The organism is Lactobacillus sp. ESL0703 (assembly GCF_029433435.1).
In the GTDB taxonomy this organism is placed as follows: Bacteria; Bacillota; Bacilli; order Lactobacillales; family Lactobacillaceae; genus Lactobacillus.
In genome coordinates, this window is the sequence record NZ_JAQTIB010000002.1 from 38443 (window position 1) to 59289 (window position 20847).

A 20847-nucleotide genomic window follows, 5' to 3' on the forward strand; every position below is an offset into this window, starting at 1 on the left:
TGGTGCTATAATGCGCTTTTTTTATTGAAATTTATTTGAAAAGGAGAAATTATGGCACAAACGCTAACTGAATTTGATACAATCGCAGCTATTTCAACGCCAATTGGCGAAGGCGGGATTTCGATTGTCCGCATGTCGGGTGAAGATGCTGTTGAGATTGCTAATCGGGTTTTTAAAGGTGCTAATTTAGCCAAAGTACCTAGTCATACAATTCATTATGGTCATGTAATTGAGCCGAAAACCAAGCAGGTAATCGATGAGGCGATGGTTTCTGTCATGCTGGCACCGAAGACATTTACCCGTGAGGATATTGTTGAAATCAATTGTCACGGCGGGATTGTTGTTACTAACCGGATTTTGCAATTACTCTTAAAAGAGGGCGCACGCATGGCAGAAGCCGGGGAGTTTACCAAGCGGGCTTTTGTTAACGGCCGAATTGACTTGACCCAAGCCGAAAGTGTCATGGATATTGTGCGTGCTAAGACTGATAAGGCGCGTCAAGTTGCCGAAAAGCAGCTCGAAGGTGGCTTACTCGAAAAAATTCGGGCAATGCGCCAGGAAATTTTGGATACTTTGGCAAATGTTGAAGTTAACATCGATTATCCTGAATATGATGCCGATACCATTACTGCTAACCAGATGGCAACCGTTTCTCGCTCAGTTAGTGAGCAAATCACGCAGCTGCTCGATACTGCCGCTGAAGGAACGGCTTTGCGCAACGGGCTGGCAACGGCGATTATTGGTCAGCCTAATGTTGGTAAGTCATCGCTGCTTAATTATTTGACTAAAAGCGATAAGGCGATTGTTACCGATATTGCAGGAACAACCCGCGATACGCTGGAGGAATACGTCTCAATTAAAGGCGTACCATTAAAGTTAATTGATACAGCTGGAATTCGAGATACCGACAATAAAGTTGAAAAAATTGGTGTTGAACGGTCGAAAAAAGCCTTGGTGCAGGCAGATTTGGTGTTGCTTTTGCTCGATTCAAGTCAAGATTTATCGCCAGAAGACAAGGAACTAATAGCCGCAACTGATGCTAAGAAGCGGATTGTGATTTTAAATAAGACCGACTTGGGTCAAAAACTAACGGTTGCGGAAATCAAAAAATTAACTGGCAGTGAAGTAATTGCCACGTCGATTTTACAAGAAAAAAACCTTACGGAATTAGAGGAAGCAATCAGAAAATTGTTCTTTAGCGGGATTGAAAATTCTAACGACCAGGTAATGGTTACTAATCAGCGTCAAGTGGGGCTATTGGAAAAGGCCAAAAAGCAGCTGCAAGATGTTATTCAAGCGGTTAACGATGAAGTGCCAGTGGATATTGCCCAGATTGATTTTAACGGTGCATGGGACACTTTAGGCGAAATTACGGGCGAAAGTAGTCCTGATGAATTAGTTAACGAATTATTCAGTCAATTTTGTTTAGGAAAATAGGAGTAGAAGTGGAAATGATTAAGAGTTACGACTCAAATGATTATGATGTCATAGTTGTTGGTGCCGGTCATGCCGGCAGTGAAGCTGCTTTGGCTAGTGCTAGAATGGGCCAGAAGACTTTATTGCTGACGATTAGCCTTGATATGGTTGCCTTTATGCCATGTAATCCGTCAGTTGGTGGTCCAGCTAAGGGAACCGTTGTGCGTGAAATTGATGCTTTGGGCGGGCAAATGGGTAAAAATATTGATGCTACCTATATCCAAATGCGGATGCTGAATACGGGTAAGGGTCCAGCTGTGCGTGCTTTACGTGCTCAAGCTGACAAGTGGGAATATCATGACCGAATGAAGGATGTCATTGAAAATACCCCTAACTTGACTTTGCGCCAGGCAACAGTTGATGAATTAATTGTTGAAGATGGGGTATGTACGGGATTAATTACGAATACTGGTGCTCGCTACCACGCTAAGAGCGTTGTGCTGACAACAGGAACAGCTGCTCGTGGCCGGATCTTTATTGGTGAGTTAAATTATTCTTCAGGTCCTAACAATACAGTGCCGGCAATTAAATTGTCTGAAAATTTAGAAAAATTAGGCTTTAAATTGCGCCGCTTCAAGACAGGTACCCCGCCCCGCGTTAACGGTAATACGATTGACTATTCCAAGACTGAAGAGGAACCAGGAGACCTAGAGCCGCGGCATTTTTCATTCACCAGTAGGGATGAAGACTACTTAAAAGAGCAAGTATCTTGCTGGATGACCTATACCAACGAAGAAACGCACAAGATTATTAACGAAAACTTGACGCGTTCGCCGATGTTTTCTGGTCAAATCAAGGGTGTTGGCCCACGTTACTGCCCGTCAATTGAGACTAAGGTTGTCCGGTTTGCTGATAAGCCGCGCCACCAAATTTTTCTTGAGCCAGAGGGCAAAAACACTAAGGAAGTCTATGTTGGCGACTTTTCAACGTCAATGCCAGAAGAAGTTCAGTTGCAAATGCTGCATACAGTTGCCGGGTTAGAACATGCCGAAATGATGCGCCCAGGTTATGCAATTGAATACGATGTTGTTGATCCGTGGCAGTTAAAACATACTTTGGAAACTAAAAATATTAAGAATCTGTTTACTGCTGGGCAAATGAACGGCACCTCTGGCTATGAAGAGGCCGCTGGTCAAGGATTAATTGCCGGTATTAACGCTGCTTTGCGTGCTGCTGGTAAGCCTGGTTTTACTTTGGGTAGGGATGAAGCCTACATTGGGGTATTAATTGATGATTTGGTAACCAAGGGAACTGAAGAACCATATCGTTTACTTACTTCGCGGGCTGAATACCGGTTGATTTTGCGTCATGATAACGCTGATTTACGGTTAACCGATTATGGTTATAAGCTCGGTTTAATTTCTGATGAACGTTACGCTGAGTTTGAAGATAAGAAAAAACAAATTGCGATTGTTAAGGCAAAATTGGCTAGTTTAACGATTCATCCGAATTTTGAAATCCAACAATATTTGAGTGGAATTGGCGAAAATCAAATGAGTGCTGGTGTTAAAGCAGATATCTTTTTAAGACGTCCTAAAGTAACGATTGATGACATTGAACGGCTTACAGGAGAGAAAATCTCACCAGATCGCTATGTTAAAGAGCAGGTAGAAATCAATATTAAATACGCCGGATATATTAAAAAAGAACAAGTTCAAATCGATCGTCTCCACCGTCAAGAAGCTAAAAAGATTCCAGCGGGCATTGATTATAATGCAATCGATGGCTTGGCTACCGAAGCAAGACAAAAATTCACTAAGATTCGGCCTGAGACAATAGCTCAGGCGGAAAGAATCTCAGGTGTTAATCCGGCCGATTTGGCTATTTTAAGTGTCTATATTCAAAACGGCCGTTATCAAAAAATTAAGAAGTAAAAAAATATTTTAAATTTTTTATCTTTAAAATTTGCCAATTATGTTGGAAGAATGATCAACTAATAACAAACATAAATATTGCTGTAAAAACGTTTCCAATGATAGTGCTATCAAAATTGTGAAAATATTTCTTGTTTCCAGCTGAAAACCCAGTACTTTATTAACGTAAGTGCATACTTGAAATTGTGAAATTATATGTTTTAATACATTATGTAAGTAAACATGTATTTAAGGAGATGCACTTTAAAATGGCAAAAATTAATGGCGCAAATGCTATGCTCCAAGTTTTATTGGACTGGCATATTGATCATATTTATGGTTTCCCAGGTGGTTCATTTGACTCAACAATGAACGCTATTCACGACTTCAAAGGTAAGTTAAAATACATTGAAGTTCGTCACGAAGAAGCTGGTGCTTTGGCAGCAGCTGCTGAATACAAATTCACTGGCCAAGCTGGTGTATGTTTTGGTTCAGCTGGACCTGGTGCTGTTCACTTGATGAACGGTTTGTACGATGCTAAATACGACAAGGTACCAATGGTAGCTATCGTTGCTAACGTACCAACTAGTCGTCAAGATATTGACTTCTTCCAAGCTTTCGATGAAAAGCCTTGGTTTGATTCCGTAGCTGTTTGGAACCACCAAATTAAGACAGCTGACCAAGTTCCTAGCATGATGGACGAAGCTCTTCGTCAAGCATATGCTAAGAAGGGTCCAGCAGTTTTAATCCTTCCTAAGGACTTTGGTTGGGACAAGATTAACGATAACTTCCGTGTAACTTATAACTCATTAGAAGCTATCCCTAACTATGCAGCTCCTAAGAAGACTGATGTTGAAGCAGCTCTTAAAGTTCTTAAAGAAGCTAAGAACCCAGTAGTATACTATGGTATGGGTATGAAGGGTCACGGCGATGTTTTAAAGGCATTTGCTGACAAGTTTAAGACTCCAATTATGTCATCAGTTATTGCTAAAGGTATTGTTGAAGATGCATTTCCAGCATACATGGGCTCAATTGGCCGTGTTGCTCCAAAGGCCAGTGATGATATTCAAACTCATGCTGACTTAGTTATCTGGGTTGGTAACAACTCACCATTCTCAGTCTTCTTCTTTGATCCTAAGGCTAAGGTTATCCAAATTGATGTTGACTCAGAAAAATTGGGTAAGCGTCACGCTGTTGATGTTCCGATTTTGGCTGACGGTGCTAAGACTTTGCAAGCAATGATCGATGCTGGCGAAGACCGTGAAGAATCACCAATTTACAAGGCTGCTCTTGCAGACCGTAAGAACTGGGATGAATGGCAAGCAAGCTTTGTTGATTCAGATGAAATGCCAGTTCGTCGTGAACCAATCTTTGACATTATTAACAAATATGCTTCAGACGATGCTATGTTTGCTATTGATGTTGGTAACATCAACATTGACTTCCAACGTTTAGTTAACTTACATGATAACCAAACTTGGGCAACTTCAGGCTTGTACGCAACTATGGGCTTTGGTACTCCAGCATCACTTGCCGCTGCAACTACTCACCCAGAACGTGAAGTTTGGAACCTTGGCGGTGACGGTGGTTTCGCAATGATGAGTCAAGAGTTATTAACTCAAGCTCGTTACAACATGCACGTTATCAACGTTGTCTTCACTAACGAAACTTTAGGTTACATCCAAGCTGAACAAGAAGATGAATCTAACCAACCATTGTCAGGTGTTATTATTCCTAACAACGACTGGGCAAAGGTTGCTGAAGGTATGAACGTTAAGGGCGTAACTGTACGTACTAAGCAAGAATTTGAAGATGCAGTTAAAGAATGGAAGCAAATGGATGGACCAATGTTGATTGACGTTAAGTTCACTCACGAAATGCCATACTCAACTGAATTGAACACTCTTGATGACCCAGAATTTGTTGAGAAGTATCAAGCACAAGGTTTGAAGCCATTCAGCTACTTTGCTGACAAGTATGGTCTTGTAGAAGACACTGCTTCAGGCGCTTCTGAAGAAGAAGAACCAGAACCTGAACCAGAAGAAACTGACACTACTTCAAGTGCTTCAGAACACTAATACTTAATAAACAATATTAATTATTTTTAGAGAAACGAAATCAATTTATTTTGATTTCGTTTTTTTATTTATACAAATATATATTAATTGTGTTATTGTTTGATCTAGGCTAAAATTCCCTATAAAATATCGCAAATAAAGCGATTTCTGCCTGATAAAGTCAACTTAACGATAAATTGACAGTCTCAGATTTTTTGATTACGTTACTTTTTATATTTTGTTAGCTATCTTCTGGAGCTTGATTTATTTGCAATTCAGTTACTTGTAATTATGAAATTATATGTTTTAATACTGTATGTAAGTGATTTATTTGAAGGAGATACGCTCAAATGACAAAAATTAATGGCTCAGATGCAATGCTTCAAGTATTAGTTGATTGGGATATTGACCACATCTTTGGTTATCCAGGTGGTTCATTCGATTCAACTATGAATGCTATTCTTAATTTCAAAGACAAGCTTAAGTTTATCGAAGTTCGTCACGAAGAAGCTGGTGCTTTAGCCGCTTCAGCTGAATACAAGCTGACTGGTAAAGTTGGTGTATGTTTCGGTTCAGCTGGACCTGGTGCTGTTCACTTGATGAACGGTTTATACGACGCTAAATACGACAAGACTCCAATGGTAGCTATCGTTGCTAACGTTCCTGTTAGCCGTCAAGACATGAACTTCTTCCAAGCTTTTGATGAAAAGCCTTGGTTTGATAATGTTGCTGTTTGGAATCACCAAGTTAAGGCAGCTGATCAAATTCCACGGATGATGGATGAAGCTCTTCGTCAAGCATATGCTAAGAAGGGTCCTGCTGTTTTAATCTTGCCAAAAGACTTTGGTTGGGAAAAGATCAGCGACAACTTCCGTGTTACTGCTAACTCATTAACTGCTATGCCTAACTACGCTGCACCAACTAAGGAATCAATTGATGCCGCAGTTAAGATGATTGCAGAAGCAACTAACCCAGTAGTTTACTTTGGTATGGGACTTAAAGGTCACGGCGATGTATTGAAGGCTTTCTCAGACAAGTTCAAGATGCCAATTATGTCATCAGTTCTTGGTAAGGGTATTGTTGAAGATGCATTCCCAGCATACTTGGGTTCAATTGGTCGTTGTGCTCCTAAGGCAAGTGACGACATCCAAACTCATGCTGACTTGGTTGTTTGGGTTGGTAACGACTCACCATTCTCAAGCTACTTCTTTAACCCTAAGGCTAAGATGATCCAAATCGACATCGATTCAGAAAAATTAGGTAAGCGTCACGCTGTTGATCTTCCAATTTTGGCTGACGGTGCTAAGAGTTTGCAAGCTATCATCGATGCTGGTGAAGCTCGTGAAGAATCACCACTTTACAAAGCTGGTGTTGAAGACCGTAAGAACTGGGAAGAATGGCAACACAGCTTTGACGATGCAGATGAAATGCCAATTCGTCGTGAACCAATCTTTGACATTATTAACAAGTACGCTTCAGACGATGCTATGTTTGGTATCGATGTTGGAAACATCAACATTGACTTCCAACGTTTGATGAACTTGCACGATAACCAAGTTTGGGCAACTTCAGGCTTGTACGCAACTATGGGCTTTGGTTCACCAGCTGCTGTAGCTGCTGCAACTGCTTGCCCAGACCGTGAAGTTTGGAACCTTGGTGGTGACGGTGGTTTTGCAATGATGAGTCAAGAATTATTGACCCAAGCTCGTTACAACATGCACATCATGAACGTTGTCTTCACTAACGAAACTCTTGGTTTCATCCAAGCTGAACAAGAAGACCAATCACACCAACCATTATCAGGTGTTATCCTTCCAGATAACGACTGGGCAAAGGTTGCTGAAGGTATGAACGTTAAGGGTGTAACTGTACGTACTAAGCAAGAATTTGAAGATGCAGTTAAGGAATGGAAGAGTTCTGATAAGCCAATGTTAGTAGACGTTAAGCTTACTCACGACATGCCATACTCAACTGAATTGAACACTCTTGATGACCCAGCATTTGTTGAAAAATACCAAGCACAAGGTTTGAAGCCATTCAGCTACTTTGCTGAAAAATACGGCGTTAACGATGATGCTTTTGGCATTTCAGACGATGAAGATGCTGCCTCAGGTGCTTCAGAAGCTTAATGTTAATTAATCGTTAATATTACAAATAAAAAAGCGGAACTAATAAAAAGGTTTCGCTTTTTTGCGTACTTATAAGTATAATAATAGAGGATAAATTTAATAAGTGGAGGATAAAATATGCAACAATTTGGAATAATTGGCTTATCTGTAATGGGTAAGAATCTTGCTTTAAATGTCAGAAATAGTGGCTTTTCAGTTTCTGGTTATAGTATTGATAAGCCGGAAGTTGATGCTTTTGCGAAATATGAAGACGATAAGTTAAAACCTACTTATTCTTGGGAAGAATTCGTCAATTCATTAGAAAAACCCCGCAAAATTTTAATTCAAATCGCCGCTGGTCGTCCAGTTGACGAAACTTTACATACTTTATTGCCTTTACTGGATCAAGGCGATATTTTAATTGATGGTGGTAATTCTAACTTTAATGATACTAACCGCCGATTCAACGAAATGAAGGAGCACGGCATTCACTTTATCGGAATGGGTGTTTCTGGTGGTGAAGAAGGTGCTTTGAATGGCCCAGCATTAATGCCGGGTGGCGATGAAGAAGCATATAAGCAAGTCGCACCTATTTTAGAAGCAATTGCTGCTAAAAATACTGAAGGTCGCCCATGTGTTAGCTTTATTGGCCCTGAAGGCAGCGGTCATTATGTTAAGATGGTTCATAACGGAATTGAATACGGCATTATGCAGGAATTCTCTGAAGTTTATGATATTTTACGTAAGATTGCAGGCAAGACTAATAGTGAAATGTCACAAATCTTTGCTGATTGGAACCAAGGAGTTGTTGAAGCTTACCTTAGTGAAATTACAGCAGAAGTTTTGAAGCAAAAAGATGACTTAACTCCTGATTACGTGATTGACCATATTTTAAATGTGGCTTCATACAAGGGAACTGGTAACTGGATGCTTGAGGATGCTATTCGCTTAGGCACACCGATTAGTGTAATTGCGGAAGCTGTTTTGGCGAGGTTTATGTCTAAGGCATCAACACGTTCAGGCAAGGAAATTACTTGGAATGGTGAAGTACCAGCTGATTTGGTAGATAATTTAGGCAAGGCTTTGCAATTGGGTCAAGCTGTTGCTTATGCTCAAGGCTTCCAACAATTGAAAATGGCTGCAGATGCTTATAACTGGGATTTGCGGTACCCAGCAATTGCTCAAGTTTGGGAAGCAGGCTGTATTATTCGCTCATCAATGTTGAAAGATATTGAAAATGCTTATAAAGATGGTAAAGAGCTGGATAATTTGTTCCAAGACAGTTACTTCAATGACTTAATGACACAAAATATTGGTGCTTTGCGGCAAGTAGTCGAATTAGCAACTAAAGCTGGGATTCCAACACCAACCTTGAGTGCAGCACTTAATTACTTGGAATCAATTTTTAACCCAAGTTTACCTGCAAACTTAATTCAGGGGCAACGTGATTACTTTGGTGCCCATACTTACAACAGAAATGACCGTTCAGGTGTCTTCCACACACAATGGTATGAAGAAAAATAATCGTGTTACACGTGTAACACAAAAAGCAGCTAAACAAATTTAGCTGCTTTTTTAGGTTTTAAATCCGATGTTAAAAAAGATTGCCGCCATGGCAATCTTTTTATTTTTTCATAAATTTGGGTGAGGTTTCCGGTGCCCAGAAAAGGCAGAGTAGGAAATCTGCCAGTAACACGACGGCACAAACTAACATGGCCAATTTAACACCACCAGTATTGGTTAAGATTGGCAATAAGAAGGTACCGGCCGCCGCACCAATGCGGCTGATAGTAATGCAGGTACCAACGCCTGTTCCCCGAACGGTAACATCAAACAATTCTGTGGGGTAAGGGTAATCTAATACCAAACCTGCAGATAGAATGATTGCAAATAAGCTAAAAATAACCAATTTGGCAGTATTTGGCGCTTTAGTCATAAATGCTAAAATCCCAATTAGTAAACCAGATATTAAAAAATTACTGATTAAAAATGTTCTCCGACTAATTTTGTCAAAAATTAGCGTTCCTAAAAAGACACCAATAATCATTCCGAGGTTGTAAATAATCCCAGATACAGCTGCGTTGGTAATGCCCATTCCCTGCAATAGGATAGGCAAGAAAATACTGACGCCAAAGAATGAAAATGCCTGTAAGGCATAAAAACAACCACCAACAAGAGTTCTTCGTAAGTATTTTTTACTAAAGAGAATAGTCCATGAAATATTTTTGGATGACTTATGCTGGTGCTTGAAGTGGGGAATGCCCCATTTGCGCCCAAGTAAAAAGCCAATTAAAAAGTTTGCTTGTTTAACCTTGCCCTTACTTGCCAGCCAACTTGGTGATGGCGGCAGAGGAAAACAACTACGAAAGATGGCAGCAATTAGTGCAGGAATGGCTCCTGTTGCTAAGATAACCCGCCAAGTGAACGCGCCAAAGCCAGTTAACAGTGAACCAGTCAAGTAAGCGGCAATAAAGCCAACCGACCAAAAAATAAGCAGATGACTCTGCTGCTTGCTATCTTCTCCCTTAGGCAGCCATTCAGTCAGCAAGGAATTACCGACGGTATAATCGACGGCCATCATTAGCCCAATTCCAATTCTAATTAAGAAGGTTAAAAAGAGGTTGGCGGTTAATAAATGTAATAATGTTAATACTGCCAAAAGATACATATTAATCATTAACATTCGGCTGCGGCCAATTCTGTCGGATAGACGGCCGATTAGCATTGAGCTGGACAGACCCAATAAGGCGCCAGCGCCAATTAGTCCGGTCCATAAGTCGCTAATTTGAATATATTTACTGGCATTTGTTAATGCAGTTCCGCTAATTCCAAGCGAAAATCCGCAAGCAATTTGCCCTAAAATAATAGCTATTAAGACACGTAAATGAACTTCTGATAATGGTGCCTTTTTATAATTTTGTTTATCTGTTTTTGTATTATTCATAACGATGACTAACAAGCAAGCCTGTTGTCATACAATTATCATCTCCTTATTCAAGCACATCTAGTTTAACAATTATTAAAAAATCATGCAAAAAAGCTACCCTTTAGGTAGCTTTTTATTTTACTTAATTACATGTTTGTAACTAAGAAGAAAATAATGAAAACAACAAACAAAACATACATCATTGGTGAGACTTTTTTGGATTGTTTAGAAGCAATCATTGTAATTGGGTAGGCAATCATACCTAAGGCTAATCCATCAGAAATACTGTAGGTTAGCGGCATACCAACAACTGTTAAAAATGCTGGTAATGCAATTTCGAATTTTTCCCAATGGATTTTCTTTAAGTTGCCGGCCATTAAGACGCCGACAATGATTAACGCTGGTGCAGTAACCGTTGTTGGAATAACTGCTAGTAATGGACTGAAAATCATACTGATTAAAAATAGAATACCAACAAAAATTGCGGTTAATCCTGTGCGGCCACCCATGGCGATTCCGGCACTAGATTCAACGGAAGTTCCCAGAGGAGCTGTCCCCAGAATAGCTCCTTCAACCATTGCGGCAGAATCTGATAAAAATGCGCGGCCAATCCGTGGAATTTTACCATTCTTATCGACCATGCCTGCTTGTTCAGTCATTCCAATTAAGGTACCAGCAGTATCAAAGAAGGTAACTAGCAGGAAGGTTAGAACAACCATGAATAGTTGCGGTGTATTAATATCTTTTAAATGAAAAATTGCTTGACCAAAGGTTGGGGCAATGCTTGGTGCACTGGCGATAATCCCCTTAGGTAGGGCAATTTGCCCGATCATGATACCGAACACAGCAGTTACAACCATGCCGATAAAAATCGAACCGGGAATATTCATTGCCATTAAGACAACGGTTAAGGTTAACCCGAATAAGGTAATCCAGACAGCAGGCGAATTAAACTTGCCTAAAGTTACAAGATTAGAATCACTGTTAACAATCAGCTTACCGTTTTGCAAGCCGATAAAAGCAATGAACAGACCAATTCCAGCAGAAATTGCGTACTTTAAGTCTTGCGGAATTGCGTCGACTACTTTTTCACGTAATTTAAGAACGGTAATTAAAACAAACAAAACCGAGGCAACTAGAACAGCAGCTAAGGCTGTTTGCCAGTTAATATGCATACCGCCACAGACGTTATAGGCAAAAAAGGCTGCGCTGCCAAGCGTTGGTGCTAAGGCAACTGGATAGTTGGCAACTAGTCCCATGATGAAACAGCCAATCGCGATCGAAATCGCGGTAACCGTAAAGGCCGCTCCCTTATCAATTCCAGCTGCGTGCAAAATGTTCGGGTTAACAAAAAGGATGTAGGAGAGGCTGACAAAGGTGGTTAATGCAGCGATTAATTCACGTTTGACAGTGGTATGAGCATCGTTTAAATGAAAGACTTTTTCTAGTGTCGTCATTTTTTCCTCCAAAATATTAAATTAAAAAGAACTAATGTAACTAGTATATAACTAAATTGCCGACAATTACATGTTTAGAAAACAAAAAAGAACAAATCATGTGATTCGTTCTTTTCAAAGTTGAAGTATTTATTTAGAAATTTAATACCCAAAGGAAGAAGATGAAGACGAAGAATAGTAGCCACATCATTGGTGTTACTTCCTTGCCACGTTTAGCAGCTACCATGCAGATTGGGTAAGTGATTAGACCTAAGGCAAGCCCATCAGAAATTGAATAAGTTAGCGGCATGCCGATTAAGATTAGGAAGGCAGGTACCGCAATTTCCATTTTATTCCAATGAATATGCGCCGTATTTTGCGCCATCAGGACACCGACAATAATTAATGCTGGTGCTGTTACGTGAGTTGTAAATAAGCCAAGCAGTGGGCTAAAAATCATTGAAATCAAGAAGAAAATGGCAACAAAGACAGCAGTTAAACCAGTTCTACCACCGACGGCAATTCCGGCACTTGATTCAACAAAGGCACCGATAGGTGAGGTACCCAAGACAGAACCAACCATCATCGCAGTTGAGTCAGAGGCTAAAGCCTTACCAACTCGTGGCATTTTATTGTCTTTCATAAAGCCAGCCTGTTGAGCTAAGCCGATTAATGTTCCGGCAGTATCAAAGAAGGTAACAAGTAAAAATGTTAAGACGACAACCCACATTTGCAATGAATTGATGTCTTTAACGTGAAAGACGGCTTGACCAAAGGTTGGCGCAATACTTGGTGCCATTGAAATTATTTTGGTAGGTAATGAAATTTGACCGGTAACAACACCAAAAATTGCTGCTAATACCATCCCGATAAAAATTGCACCGGGAACGTTCAAAATCATTAAAACAACAGTAACAATTAAACCAAAAATAGTAATCCAGACAGCTGGATCGTGAAGTGAACCTAAGCCGACTAGAGTGGACTTGTTACCGACAATTAGTCCACCGTCTTGCATTCCCAAGAAGGCAATGAACAAACCAATACCAGATGAAATGGCGAATTTTAAGTCAGCTGGAATAGCATTGATAATTTTTTCGCGTAATTTAAACAAAGTAATTAAAATGAAGATGATTGACGCTACAAACACTGCAGCTAAGGCTGTTTCCCATGAAACATGCATGCCAACACAAACCGTGTAAGCAAAGAAGGCGTTGATTCCAAGGGCTGGTGCTTCCCCAATTGGGTAATTTGCAACAATTCCCATAATTGCTGTACCCAGTGCGCTGGCTAGAGCAGTTGATGTGAAGACCGCCCCGGTATTCATGCCGCTTGCACCCAGAACACTAGGGTTAACAAACAGAATGTATGACATACTGATAAAGGTAGTTAAGCCGGCAAGAAACTCAACTTTGATGCTAGTGTTGTATTTGTCGAGTTGAAAATAACTCTTGATAAAATTCATTATCTCTCTCCCACAGATTAATGTTCGTGTTTAAAATTTAACTTTCGACTATTTAAGTCTAACACTCTAAAAAATAATTGCAAACACGAATTATTGAACCTGATATTTTGCCAAAGGATAACTATCGCTTATTAATCATGATTGACCTAAGCCAGTGATAATCGTTAAAATATAGCTAATTATTAGTAATTAAAGAAATAAGGAGAAATTATGGTAAAACTACTTTTTTCGGATATTGACGGCACCTTACTAAATTCGGACTTGCAAGTAACGCCTAAAACTCGAGATGCAATTCGTAGACAGGTAATTAAGGGTAATATTTTTGTGCCAGTATCTGGTCGCATGCCCCAAGCAATTATGACTGCAGCCGGTCAAGTTATGAACAGTTGCCCGCTCATTGCCTATAATGGAGCCTTGGTTTTAGATGAAATGGGTCGGCCGTTAAATTCGCAGTTCATGACTGCCGATCAAGCTGTCGAGATCTGTCGGTATGTGGAAGAGAAAAACAATGGAACTGTTTGGAATGTTTACAGCGGCTATAATTGGTACTATTTCCCGGGAAATAATCATAAATTGGTTGAACAAGAAGAGAAAAAAGTCAGCGTAAAGGCAATAGCCAGTTCAATAACTCAAGTTGAAAAGCTTCAAGGAGTACACAAAGTATTGATTATGGGCGCTCCACAATTATTGGACGAAGAACAAGCAGAATTAAGAGTAAACTACCCAGAATTATATATTGTCAAATCCGCACCTAATTTACTGGAAGTAATGATTAAAGGTGTTTCAAAAGGTAATGGTGTTGAAATTCTAGCGCGGGAATTTAATGTCAAACTAGCTGACTGCTGGGCTTTTGGTGATAATTATAATGATGAAACAATGCTAAAAATGGTTGGCCATCCAGTATTATTAGGTAATGCACCGAAAGATTTAAAGACAAAATTTGAAGTAATTACCCAAGATAATAATCATGATGGCATTGCCGCAGTTTTGGATCAATTAGACTAATTATTTTTCAATAACGGCGTATCAGCAGCCGAGCCAAACCACTTGCGATCAATTTTAGCTAGAGTGCCATTTTGAGCCAACTTATCTAAACCAGCATTAATTTTATTTCGTAAAGTTGTATCGCTTTTTCTCATGCCGACACCAAAGGCATCTTTAGGAAATGGTCCGTGAATGACGGTAAAGTCATCTGGATGCTTTTGTCGAGAAATATAGTAGTCAGCGTAGGTGCTGTCGATTAATAATCCCTGAATCCGGCCGGCATTTAAGTCAATAAAGGCATTAGTAAAGGAATCATACAGAACGGGATCGTGATTTTTGATGCGATTTTTAAGTAACTGGGGTTGTTTCATAATGTCGTTATAGCCAGAAGAACCTGTTTGTGCGCCCAATGTTTTTCCAGTCATATCAGCATAAGAATTAATATGGTTCTTACGTTTGGTTACTAGCAGCTGCTCACTATATAGATAGGTTTTGCTAAAGCCAACCTTTGCTTGTCGTTCAGGTGTCTTACTAAAGCCGTTCCAAATTAAGTCAATGGTTCCGTTTTTTAGTTCAGTAGTATTCATTGACCAGTCAATTGTCTGGAAGCTAACTCGCATGTTGTACAATTTGAAAACTGCTTTGGCTAGATCAACATCGTAACCGATTAATTGTCCGTTTTTTTGGCGAAAACCCATTGGCACAAAGGTGTCATCAACGCCAACAGTTACGTAACCGCGTTTTTCTAATCTTTGCCAGTTATCGGTTTGACTGGCTCTTTTACCAACGGAAATATCGCTGCAACCAGTAAGGAAAATTCCGCAACAAAAAATTATTATAAGAGTGAAAAGATTTTTACGTTTCACTTAGTTCGACCTCCTTTGGCTGAGATCAGTAACAGTAAATGTTGTATCTGCAACATCTTTAGCAAAATCCATGTCGTGAGTAACAATAATTTGTGTCATGTTTTCTTCACGCTTTAATTTTAGGATGATTTCAGTAACGGTACCGCGCAAGGCAGGGTCAAGGGCTGAGGTTGGTTCGTCATAACAGAGAATTTGGGGTTTCATAGCTAAAGCGCGGGCAATTGCAACTCGTTGTTGTTGCCCGCCAGAAAGCTGTGCGGGATATAGCTGTTCTTTGCCAGCTAAATTTAACCGCTCAAGTAATTTTTTAGCTTGTTCTTCAGCGTCTTTTTTGGCTTTTTTAAGAGCTAAAGTTGGTGCCAGTGTAATATTATCCAGGACGGTTAAATTAGGGAATAACTGGTAATCTTGAAAGACAACGCCAATTATTTGGCTGCTGTCGGTTGGATTAGCTGGATTAAATTCTTGCCCATCCCATAAGAATTTGCCGGAATCAATATTTTCTAGTCCGCTTAAACAGCGCAATAAGGTTGTTTTACCGGCTCCTGAAGGTCCGACAATCGCCAGAATTTGCCCACTAGGTATGGATAGATTGACTTTGTCTAGAATTGTTCGTTGACCAAACTTTTTGGTAATATTTTTGAGTTCTAACATCTAATTACCTCCAATTATTTCCACTTGGAATAATTATTTTCAATTTTCTTTAAAAGATAAGATGCAATTCCTGTCATTGCAAGATAGATAATGCCAACTAAAACTAATGGAACTAGGGTAACATCGCGTGCAGTAGCTACATTTCCAGCCCGCAGGAGGTCGCCAAGCCCAATAACATAGACTAATGAAGTATCTTTGACCAAGTTGATAACCTCATTGCCAATCGACGGAATAACAATTTTGACAACTTGGGGAATGACAATGCGTCTTAAAGTTTGCATTTTGGTTAGTCGCAGAACCTTAGCACTTTCGTATTGACCCTTGGGAATTGCTTGAAATCCGCCGCGAAAAATTTCGGCGAAGTAGGCGGCGTAGTTAAGAATGAAGGCAAATAAAGCTGCATCATAACGCTGAAAGATAACGCCGATAATAGGTAAGCCGTAGAAAACAAAAATTAATTGCAGTAATAACGGCGTTCCCCGCATAATCCAAACGTAAAATTTTAAAAATAGTTGCAAAGGCTTGATATGTGAGATTAGGCCTAGGCTAATAATGATTCCCAACGGAATAGAAATAATAAGCGTCCAACAAAATAGTGATAAGGTCATTTGTGCTCCCTGAATCAGGGAAGGCAAGATGGCATTGATATAATTCATGGCATTTCTCCTTATATAATAAAAACGTCCCCTTAGACCTAAGTCTAAGAGGACGTTTAATCGTGGTTCCACCTCAATTTGCTATTTGCTCACGCAAATAGCCTCAATCAGTCCAATCTTGCATGGGGGATTGAACTGTAGTGATAACGGGACTGCCGGAATTTCTTATTTGTAAGAAAAAAGCCGCCTTCTTAGACTAATTTGTCTAAGAGGACGACTTAACGCGATTCCACCTCAATTTGCTATTTACTCACGTAAATAACCTCAGTCAGTTTAACATAATATGAAAAACTGAGGTGATAACGGCACCGCCGGAATTTCTTACATTATTTAGAAAAACGGTTCGCAGGTGTGATTCGTACTAGGTACTTCATGTCTTCACAGCAACTGACACTCTCTGACAAGTCCTAGGTACTACTAGTCTGCTCATAACCTTTTTAATTTTCTTTTAATTATAGCTACTTAATTCGATAAGTCAAGCAGTTACCGTTAAAGTTATTTAGAAATTTTGATGTTAGTTGGCTTGTCCCATGACTCAGGTAACTTGCCAACTTCTTTTAATTTGGCAACGATTTGGTCTAGGACAGTTTTGCGTGCATCTTCATCAGTCATAAAATCAAGACTGTCGCCGTCAATTTCCATCTTAGGTGAATAGTCGTACTTTTCATACCATGGCTTGTAGTAGCGCAAAAGACGTTTGTAGTAGTCTTCAAGAGTTGCATCATAGCTAAGCTGCTCATAGGGACGACCACGCTTTTGAATACGGTTAATCATCGTTTCGTAAGAAACATTAATGTGGACTAACAGATCAGGGTTCTTTTTCGGCATATGAGTAAGCTCACTCATCATATTATTTAATAATTCATAATATGTGTCCACTTCTTCTGGGGTTGCCCGGCCAATATCGGCGTTCATTTGGAAGAAAAGGGCATCTTCATAGATTGACCGATCTAGAACATTGTTGTCTTCTGTTAAAGCATTTTTAATACTGCGAAAACGTGTATTTAAGAAAAACACCTGCAATAGAAAGGCATATTTTTTAGGATCAGCGTAAAAAAGCGGTAAAACAGGGTTGTCATCAACGCTTTCGTAAAAAGGCTTGGTACCTAAATAATCTGCTAAAATACTGGTTAGACTGGATTTACCGGCTCCAATTGGCCCGCTTAAAACAATAACTGTCATCACGTTCCTTCTTTATTTTAAATTACCTATTTCGCGCAATTTGTCATCAATTTGCCGCAAAACTTTTTGTTTAGCATCTTCATCAACAATAAAATCGAATTTATCGCCGTCAATTGCTATTTTGGGTGAAGCATTGTAGTTTTCATACCATGGCTCATAGTAGCGGATAAGACGCGCATAATAGTCTTTTAGACTAGGGTCTGTACTGATTTGTTCATAAGAGCGACCGCGCTTTTTAATGCGTTTGAGCATTGTTTCCAGCGATACATGAATGTAAATGAGTAAATCCGGTTTTTTACTTGGATTGCCAGGAGTATCTTCCATCATGTTTTCGAGCAGACCGTCGTAAATTTGAAATTCTGTAGGATCAGCGACGTTACTGTCTGCGTTCATTTTGAAAAAGAGGGCATCTTCATAAATTGACCGGTCTGAAACACTATTTTTTTCTTTAACTGCTTGATTGATCTGTGCTATCCGGTGGTTGAGCAAGTAGATATTGAGCAAAAACGTATATCGCTTCATGTCCTTGTAATACAGAGGAAGAACAGGGTTGCTGTCGACTCCCTCATAGAAGGCTTGAGTACCTAAATGTTCAGCTAAAATACTGGTTAAACTGGATTTACCGGCTCCAATTGGCCCGCTTAAAACAATAACTTGAATCACGCTCTTTCTTAAATACAACATATTGATACTTAATAAGTTTAATACGAGATGTAGGGGTAAAACAAGGAAAAAGTTAATTAAACTGGTTACATAAATGTCAAGTGATTTTGTATATTGCAGAGCAAAAAAATATTTGTTTTGCTGATATTATATATTTGTATATAATATATAAAAAGAGTGTTACACATGAAACACAAAAAGACGAGTAAGAATATATTTCTTACTCGTCTTTTTTATTAAAAATAATATTATTTTAGGTTGATGTCTGAATAAGTCACATCAGCAAATTTAGTTGCAGAATACTTGTCAGCTAAGTCTTTGCTCGTGAAGTATTGGTTGATTACCTTGCCATTATCAGGGAGTGCTTCAAAAACAACTCTGATTGTTTCACCATCAATTTTTTCATCTTTGGCAATATAAGCATATCCAACACTAATTGATTTTTCATCGGCTGGACTAAGAATGGTCCATTTAGTCTGATTAATCGTCTTATATGAGCCGCGTATTATGTTAGCGAAAGCTTTGGCATGTTTTGATTTCCAGCTGCCGCTCATTTGCCAAGGGTATTTGTTAGTTCCCTTAACTTTGCCGATAACTACGGCTTTTGCCTTTTTACCAGTGTATGGCAAAACTAATGATGACTTACCTATTTCGAGAGGTTCAGGAGTCAAATTGTTGTTGCTGTACCATTTACCTTGTAACTCTTTTGAAAATACAAAAGCTTTTTTAAAGCCGTATTTGGTACCCTTGGATGTCTTTTTAACGTTCTTTTTGCCAGTAATATGTGTGGTGGTAGTTTTAGCACTAACCTCGTTTGTAGTGAAGCAGCTGCCTGCTAAACTTAACGCTGCAACTGATAAACCTAAAATTTTTGCAGTTTTGTTCATGGGGTATCCTTTCAGTGTAAAAGTTAATTCTTGATGAAATTATTGTATCTTATAAGCATCAGCTTTACAATATAAATTGTTATTATTTTGATCTTAATTTATAGTGAATGGACCTTTTTTAAGCAGGAAAAATTATATTAACTAGCTCATGTTTCACATGTAACAATAGATATTAAAACTGCTTTATTTAATACATTGCTGATAAAGTTCGATAATAAATACAATAGAAAGTAAAGAACGTATCAAATCACCAACAATATAACCGATATTTTCGCCTGCAAGTTCAGCTGTATTTGGGATATTAAAATGAATATTTTGGATACGATAAATAGTAAGAATAATTATTAAGATTAGGATTCCTATGGTAATGAGGTAATTAACTATTGTGTGTTCATCAAAATACTCTTGCCAATTGTATCTTAAGCCCAAAGAATTTATTTGATCGAGTTCATTTAGCTTTGCTAAAGCTGTAATAACAAAAATCGTAATAATTAATGCTAACAGGGTAGAATATTTTTGAAAACTAAGGCTGATTAGCCAAAAAGCAATTAATATGAGACCGACGAATGTCAGACACCACTTAATTGGCTTTAATTTTGTAATGACATTCTTTTTCTCCAGATATTCTTTCATACCTGTATCTTCTTTTAATAGGGTATCAAGAGAAATTTGATAGTAGTCGCTTAATTTAATTAGCGTAACAATATCTGGATAAGATTTTTCATTTTCCCAACTAGAAATTGTCTGTCTGCTAACAAAGAGGTCATGAGCGACTTCTTCTTGAGTTAATTTTCTATTTTGTCTTACTTGTTTCAAATGTGCTCCAAATTTCATCTTACTTCTCCTATTTCTGAGAATATTATGCTTAAATGAATCCAAATTAACAAGCACAGATTCTTGGCATCGTTGATACTAAAGGTTTTTACTAAAGAAAAAGCAAAAAATACAATAAGCAAATAACTCGTCGTATTTTTTTATTAAAGGCATTGTTGATAGAATTTAGTAATAAATAAAGCAAAAAATAACGAATGTGATATTACTCCTGTAATATAACCGATTAAATATGCTGTATCAGGAATACCAAAGTCAATTGTACGAATGCGTGAAATAGTAATTCCAGTCAAAATGATGGCAATACCTATCATCATTATTCGATTAAATGTTAAGTGAATATCAAAATATTTTTGCCAATGATACCGTAAGCCGAGGCAACTAGATTGGTCAAATTCGTTTAAGCATGTCAGGGCAGAAATAACAAAAAATGTTATGACGAATAGTAATAGATTGAATAGATGGAGGTGAATTAAGCCGTTAAATTCAAGCAGCCAAAAGATTGCTAAAGCAAACGCAGTAAGTGTTAAGTAGCGTTTAATCGGCTTTAATTTTGTGATAACATCTTGCTTTTCTAAATATTCGCGCAAGCCTGAATCTTCTTTTAATAAGGTATCGAGAGAAATTTGATAATAGTCACTTAATTTGATTAGACTAGCCATGTCAGGATAGGTTTTTTCGTTTTCCCAACTGGAAATAGTCTGTCTGCTAACAAAAAAGTCTTCAGCAACTTCTTCTTGAGTTAAATTTTTTGCAAGCCTAACTTGTTTTAAATATTCACCAAATCTCATATTTTCAACCCCATA

At 38.7% G+C, this 20847-nt stretch carries 17 protein-coding genes and 1 other annotated feature; of the genes, 6 read left to right on the forward strand and 11 right to left on the reverse strand.

Translation table 11 applies throughout. From position 1 onward, the window contains the following. Nucleotides 1–51: 51 nt before the first annotated feature. The 5 genes from mnmE to gndA all read left to right on the forward strand — a co-directional run bounded on the left by mnmE (nucleotide 52) and on the right by gndA (nucleotide 9018). Nucleotides 52–1437 carry a tRNA uridine-5-carboxymethylaminomethyl(34) synthesis GTPase MnmE gene (gene mnmE / locus PT278_RS02735; RefSeq protein ID WP_277130033.1) on the forward strand — a complete coding sequence of 462 codons (1386 nt, stop codon included), beginning with the start codon at nucleotides 52–54 and terminating at the stop codon, nucleotides 1435–1437. Between the two features lie 14 nt (nucleotides 1438–1451). Then, nucleotides 1452–3350, forward strand: coding sequence for a tRNA uridine-5-carboxymethylaminomethyl(34) synthesis enzyme MnmG (mnmG, locus tag PT278_RS02740; protein WP_277130036.1), 1899 nt, complete (start codon nucleotides 1452–1454; stop codon nucleotides 3348–3350). Nucleotides 3351–3598: 248 nt separating this feature from the next. Beyond that, nucleotides 3599–5407, forward strand: a complete 1809-nt coding sequence (gene spxB / locus PT278_RS02745; RefSeq protein WP_277130038.1) for a pyruvate oxidase — start codon at nucleotides 3599–3601, stop codon at nucleotides 5405–5407. 329 nt (nucleotides 5408–5736) lie between these two features. Further along, nucleotides 5737–7515 carry a pyruvate oxidase gene (spxB, locus tag PT278_RS02750; protein ID WP_277130040.1) on the forward strand — a complete coding sequence of 593 codons (1779 nt, stop codon included), beginning with the start codon at nucleotides 5737–5739 and terminating at the stop codon, nucleotides 7513–7515. Nucleotides 7516–7632: 117 nt separating this feature from the next. Further along, complete coding sequence (gene gndA, locus PT278_RS02755; RefSeq protein WP_277130042.1) at nucleotides 7633–9018, forward strand: NADP-dependent phosphogluconate dehydrogenase; 1386 nt, start codon at nucleotides 7633–7635, stop codon at nucleotides 9016–9018. A gap of 100 nt (nucleotides 9019–9118) precedes the next feature. Here the strand turns inward: gndA and PT278_RS02760 are convergent, their stop codons facing one another. From PT278_RS02760 to PT278_RS02770, 3 genes are all read right to left on the reverse strand, one after another. Then, nucleotides 9119–10438 (reverse strand): MFS transporter, encoded by a 1320-nt coding sequence (locus tag PT278_RS02760; RefSeq protein WP_277130044.1) that lies wholly within the window; start codon nucleotides 10436–10438, stop codon nucleotides 9119–9121. Nucleotides 10439–10566: 128 nt separating this feature from the next. Continuing rightward, nucleotides 10567–11877: an NCS2 family permease gene (locus PT278_RS02765; RefSeq protein WP_277130046.1), complete on the reverse strand. Its 1311-nt coding sequence runs from the start codon at nucleotides 11875–11877 to the stop codon at nucleotides 10567–10569. Between the two features lie 133 nt (nucleotides 11878–12010). Further along, nucleotides 12011–13318 carry an NCS2 family permease gene (locus tag PT278_RS02770; RefSeq protein WP_277130048.1) on the reverse strand — a complete coding sequence of 436 codons (1308 nt, stop codon included), beginning with the start codon at nucleotides 13316–13318 and terminating at the stop codon, nucleotides 12011–12013. A gap of 207 nt (nucleotides 13319–13525) precedes the next feature. Between PT278_RS02770 and PT278_RS02775 the strand changes: the two genes are divergently transcribed. Beyond that, complete coding sequence (locus PT278_RS02775) at nucleotides 13526–14323, forward strand: Cof-type HAD-IIB family hydrolase (protein ID WP_277130694.1); 798 nt, start codon at nucleotides 13526–13528, stop codon at nucleotides 14321–14323. Here PT278_RS02775 and PT278_RS02780 read toward each other — a convergent pair. The 8 genes from PT278_RS02780 to PT278_RS02815 form a co-directional block, all read right to left on the reverse strand. Next, nucleotides 14320–15168, reverse strand: coding sequence for an amino acid ABC transporter substrate-binding protein (locus PT278_RS02780; protein WP_277130049.1), 849 nt, complete (start codon nucleotides 15166–15168; stop codon nucleotides 14320–14322). The genes PT278_RS02775 and PT278_RS02780 overlap by 4 nt on opposite strands. Then, entirely contained in the window at nucleotides 15169–15822 is a 654-nt protein-coding gene (locus PT278_RS02785; protein WP_277130051.1) for an amino acid ABC transporter ATP-binding protein, read from the reverse strand. It abuts the gene before it with no gap. A gap of 14 nt (nucleotides 15823–15836) precedes the next feature. Next, nucleotides 15837–16478, reverse strand: coding sequence for an amino acid ABC transporter permease (locus PT278_RS02790; protein WP_277130053.1), 642 nt, complete (start codon nucleotides 16476–16478; stop codon nucleotides 15837–15839). A gap of 206 nt (nucleotides 16479–16684) precedes the next feature. Beyond that, nucleotides 16685–16917, reverse strand: a binding site (T-box leader). A gap of 56 nt (nucleotides 16918–16973) precedes the next feature. After that, on the reverse strand, nucleotides 16974–17660 hold the full coding sequence (locus PT278_RS02795; RefSeq protein ID WP_277130055.1) for a deoxynucleoside kinase: 687 nt from the start codon (nucleotides 17658–17660) through the stop codon (nucleotides 16974–16976). 12 nt (nucleotides 17661–17672) lie between these two features. Beyond that, entirely contained in the window at nucleotides 17673–18323 is a 651-nt protein-coding gene (locus PT278_RS02800) for a deoxynucleoside kinase (RefSeq protein WP_277130057.1), read from the reverse strand. Between the two features lie 248 nt (nucleotides 18324–18571). Beyond that, complete coding sequence (locus PT278_RS02805; RefSeq protein WP_277130059.1) at nucleotides 18572–19210, reverse strand: hypothetical protein; 639 nt, start codon at nucleotides 19208–19210, stop codon at nucleotides 18572–18574. A 183-nt stretch (nucleotides 19211–19393) separates the two neighbouring features. Then, nucleotides 19394–20044: a helix-turn-helix transcriptional regulator gene (locus PT278_RS02810; protein WP_277130061.1), complete on the reverse strand. Its 651-nt coding sequence runs from the start codon at nucleotides 20042–20044 to the stop codon at nucleotides 19394–19396. Between the two features lie 143 nt (nucleotides 20045–20187). Beyond that, nucleotides 20188–20832, reverse strand: a complete 645-nt coding sequence (locus tag PT278_RS02815; RefSeq protein WP_277130063.1) for a helix-turn-helix transcriptional regulator — start codon at nucleotides 20830–20832, stop codon at nucleotides 20188–20190. Nucleotides 20833–20847: the final 15 nt, after the last annotated feature.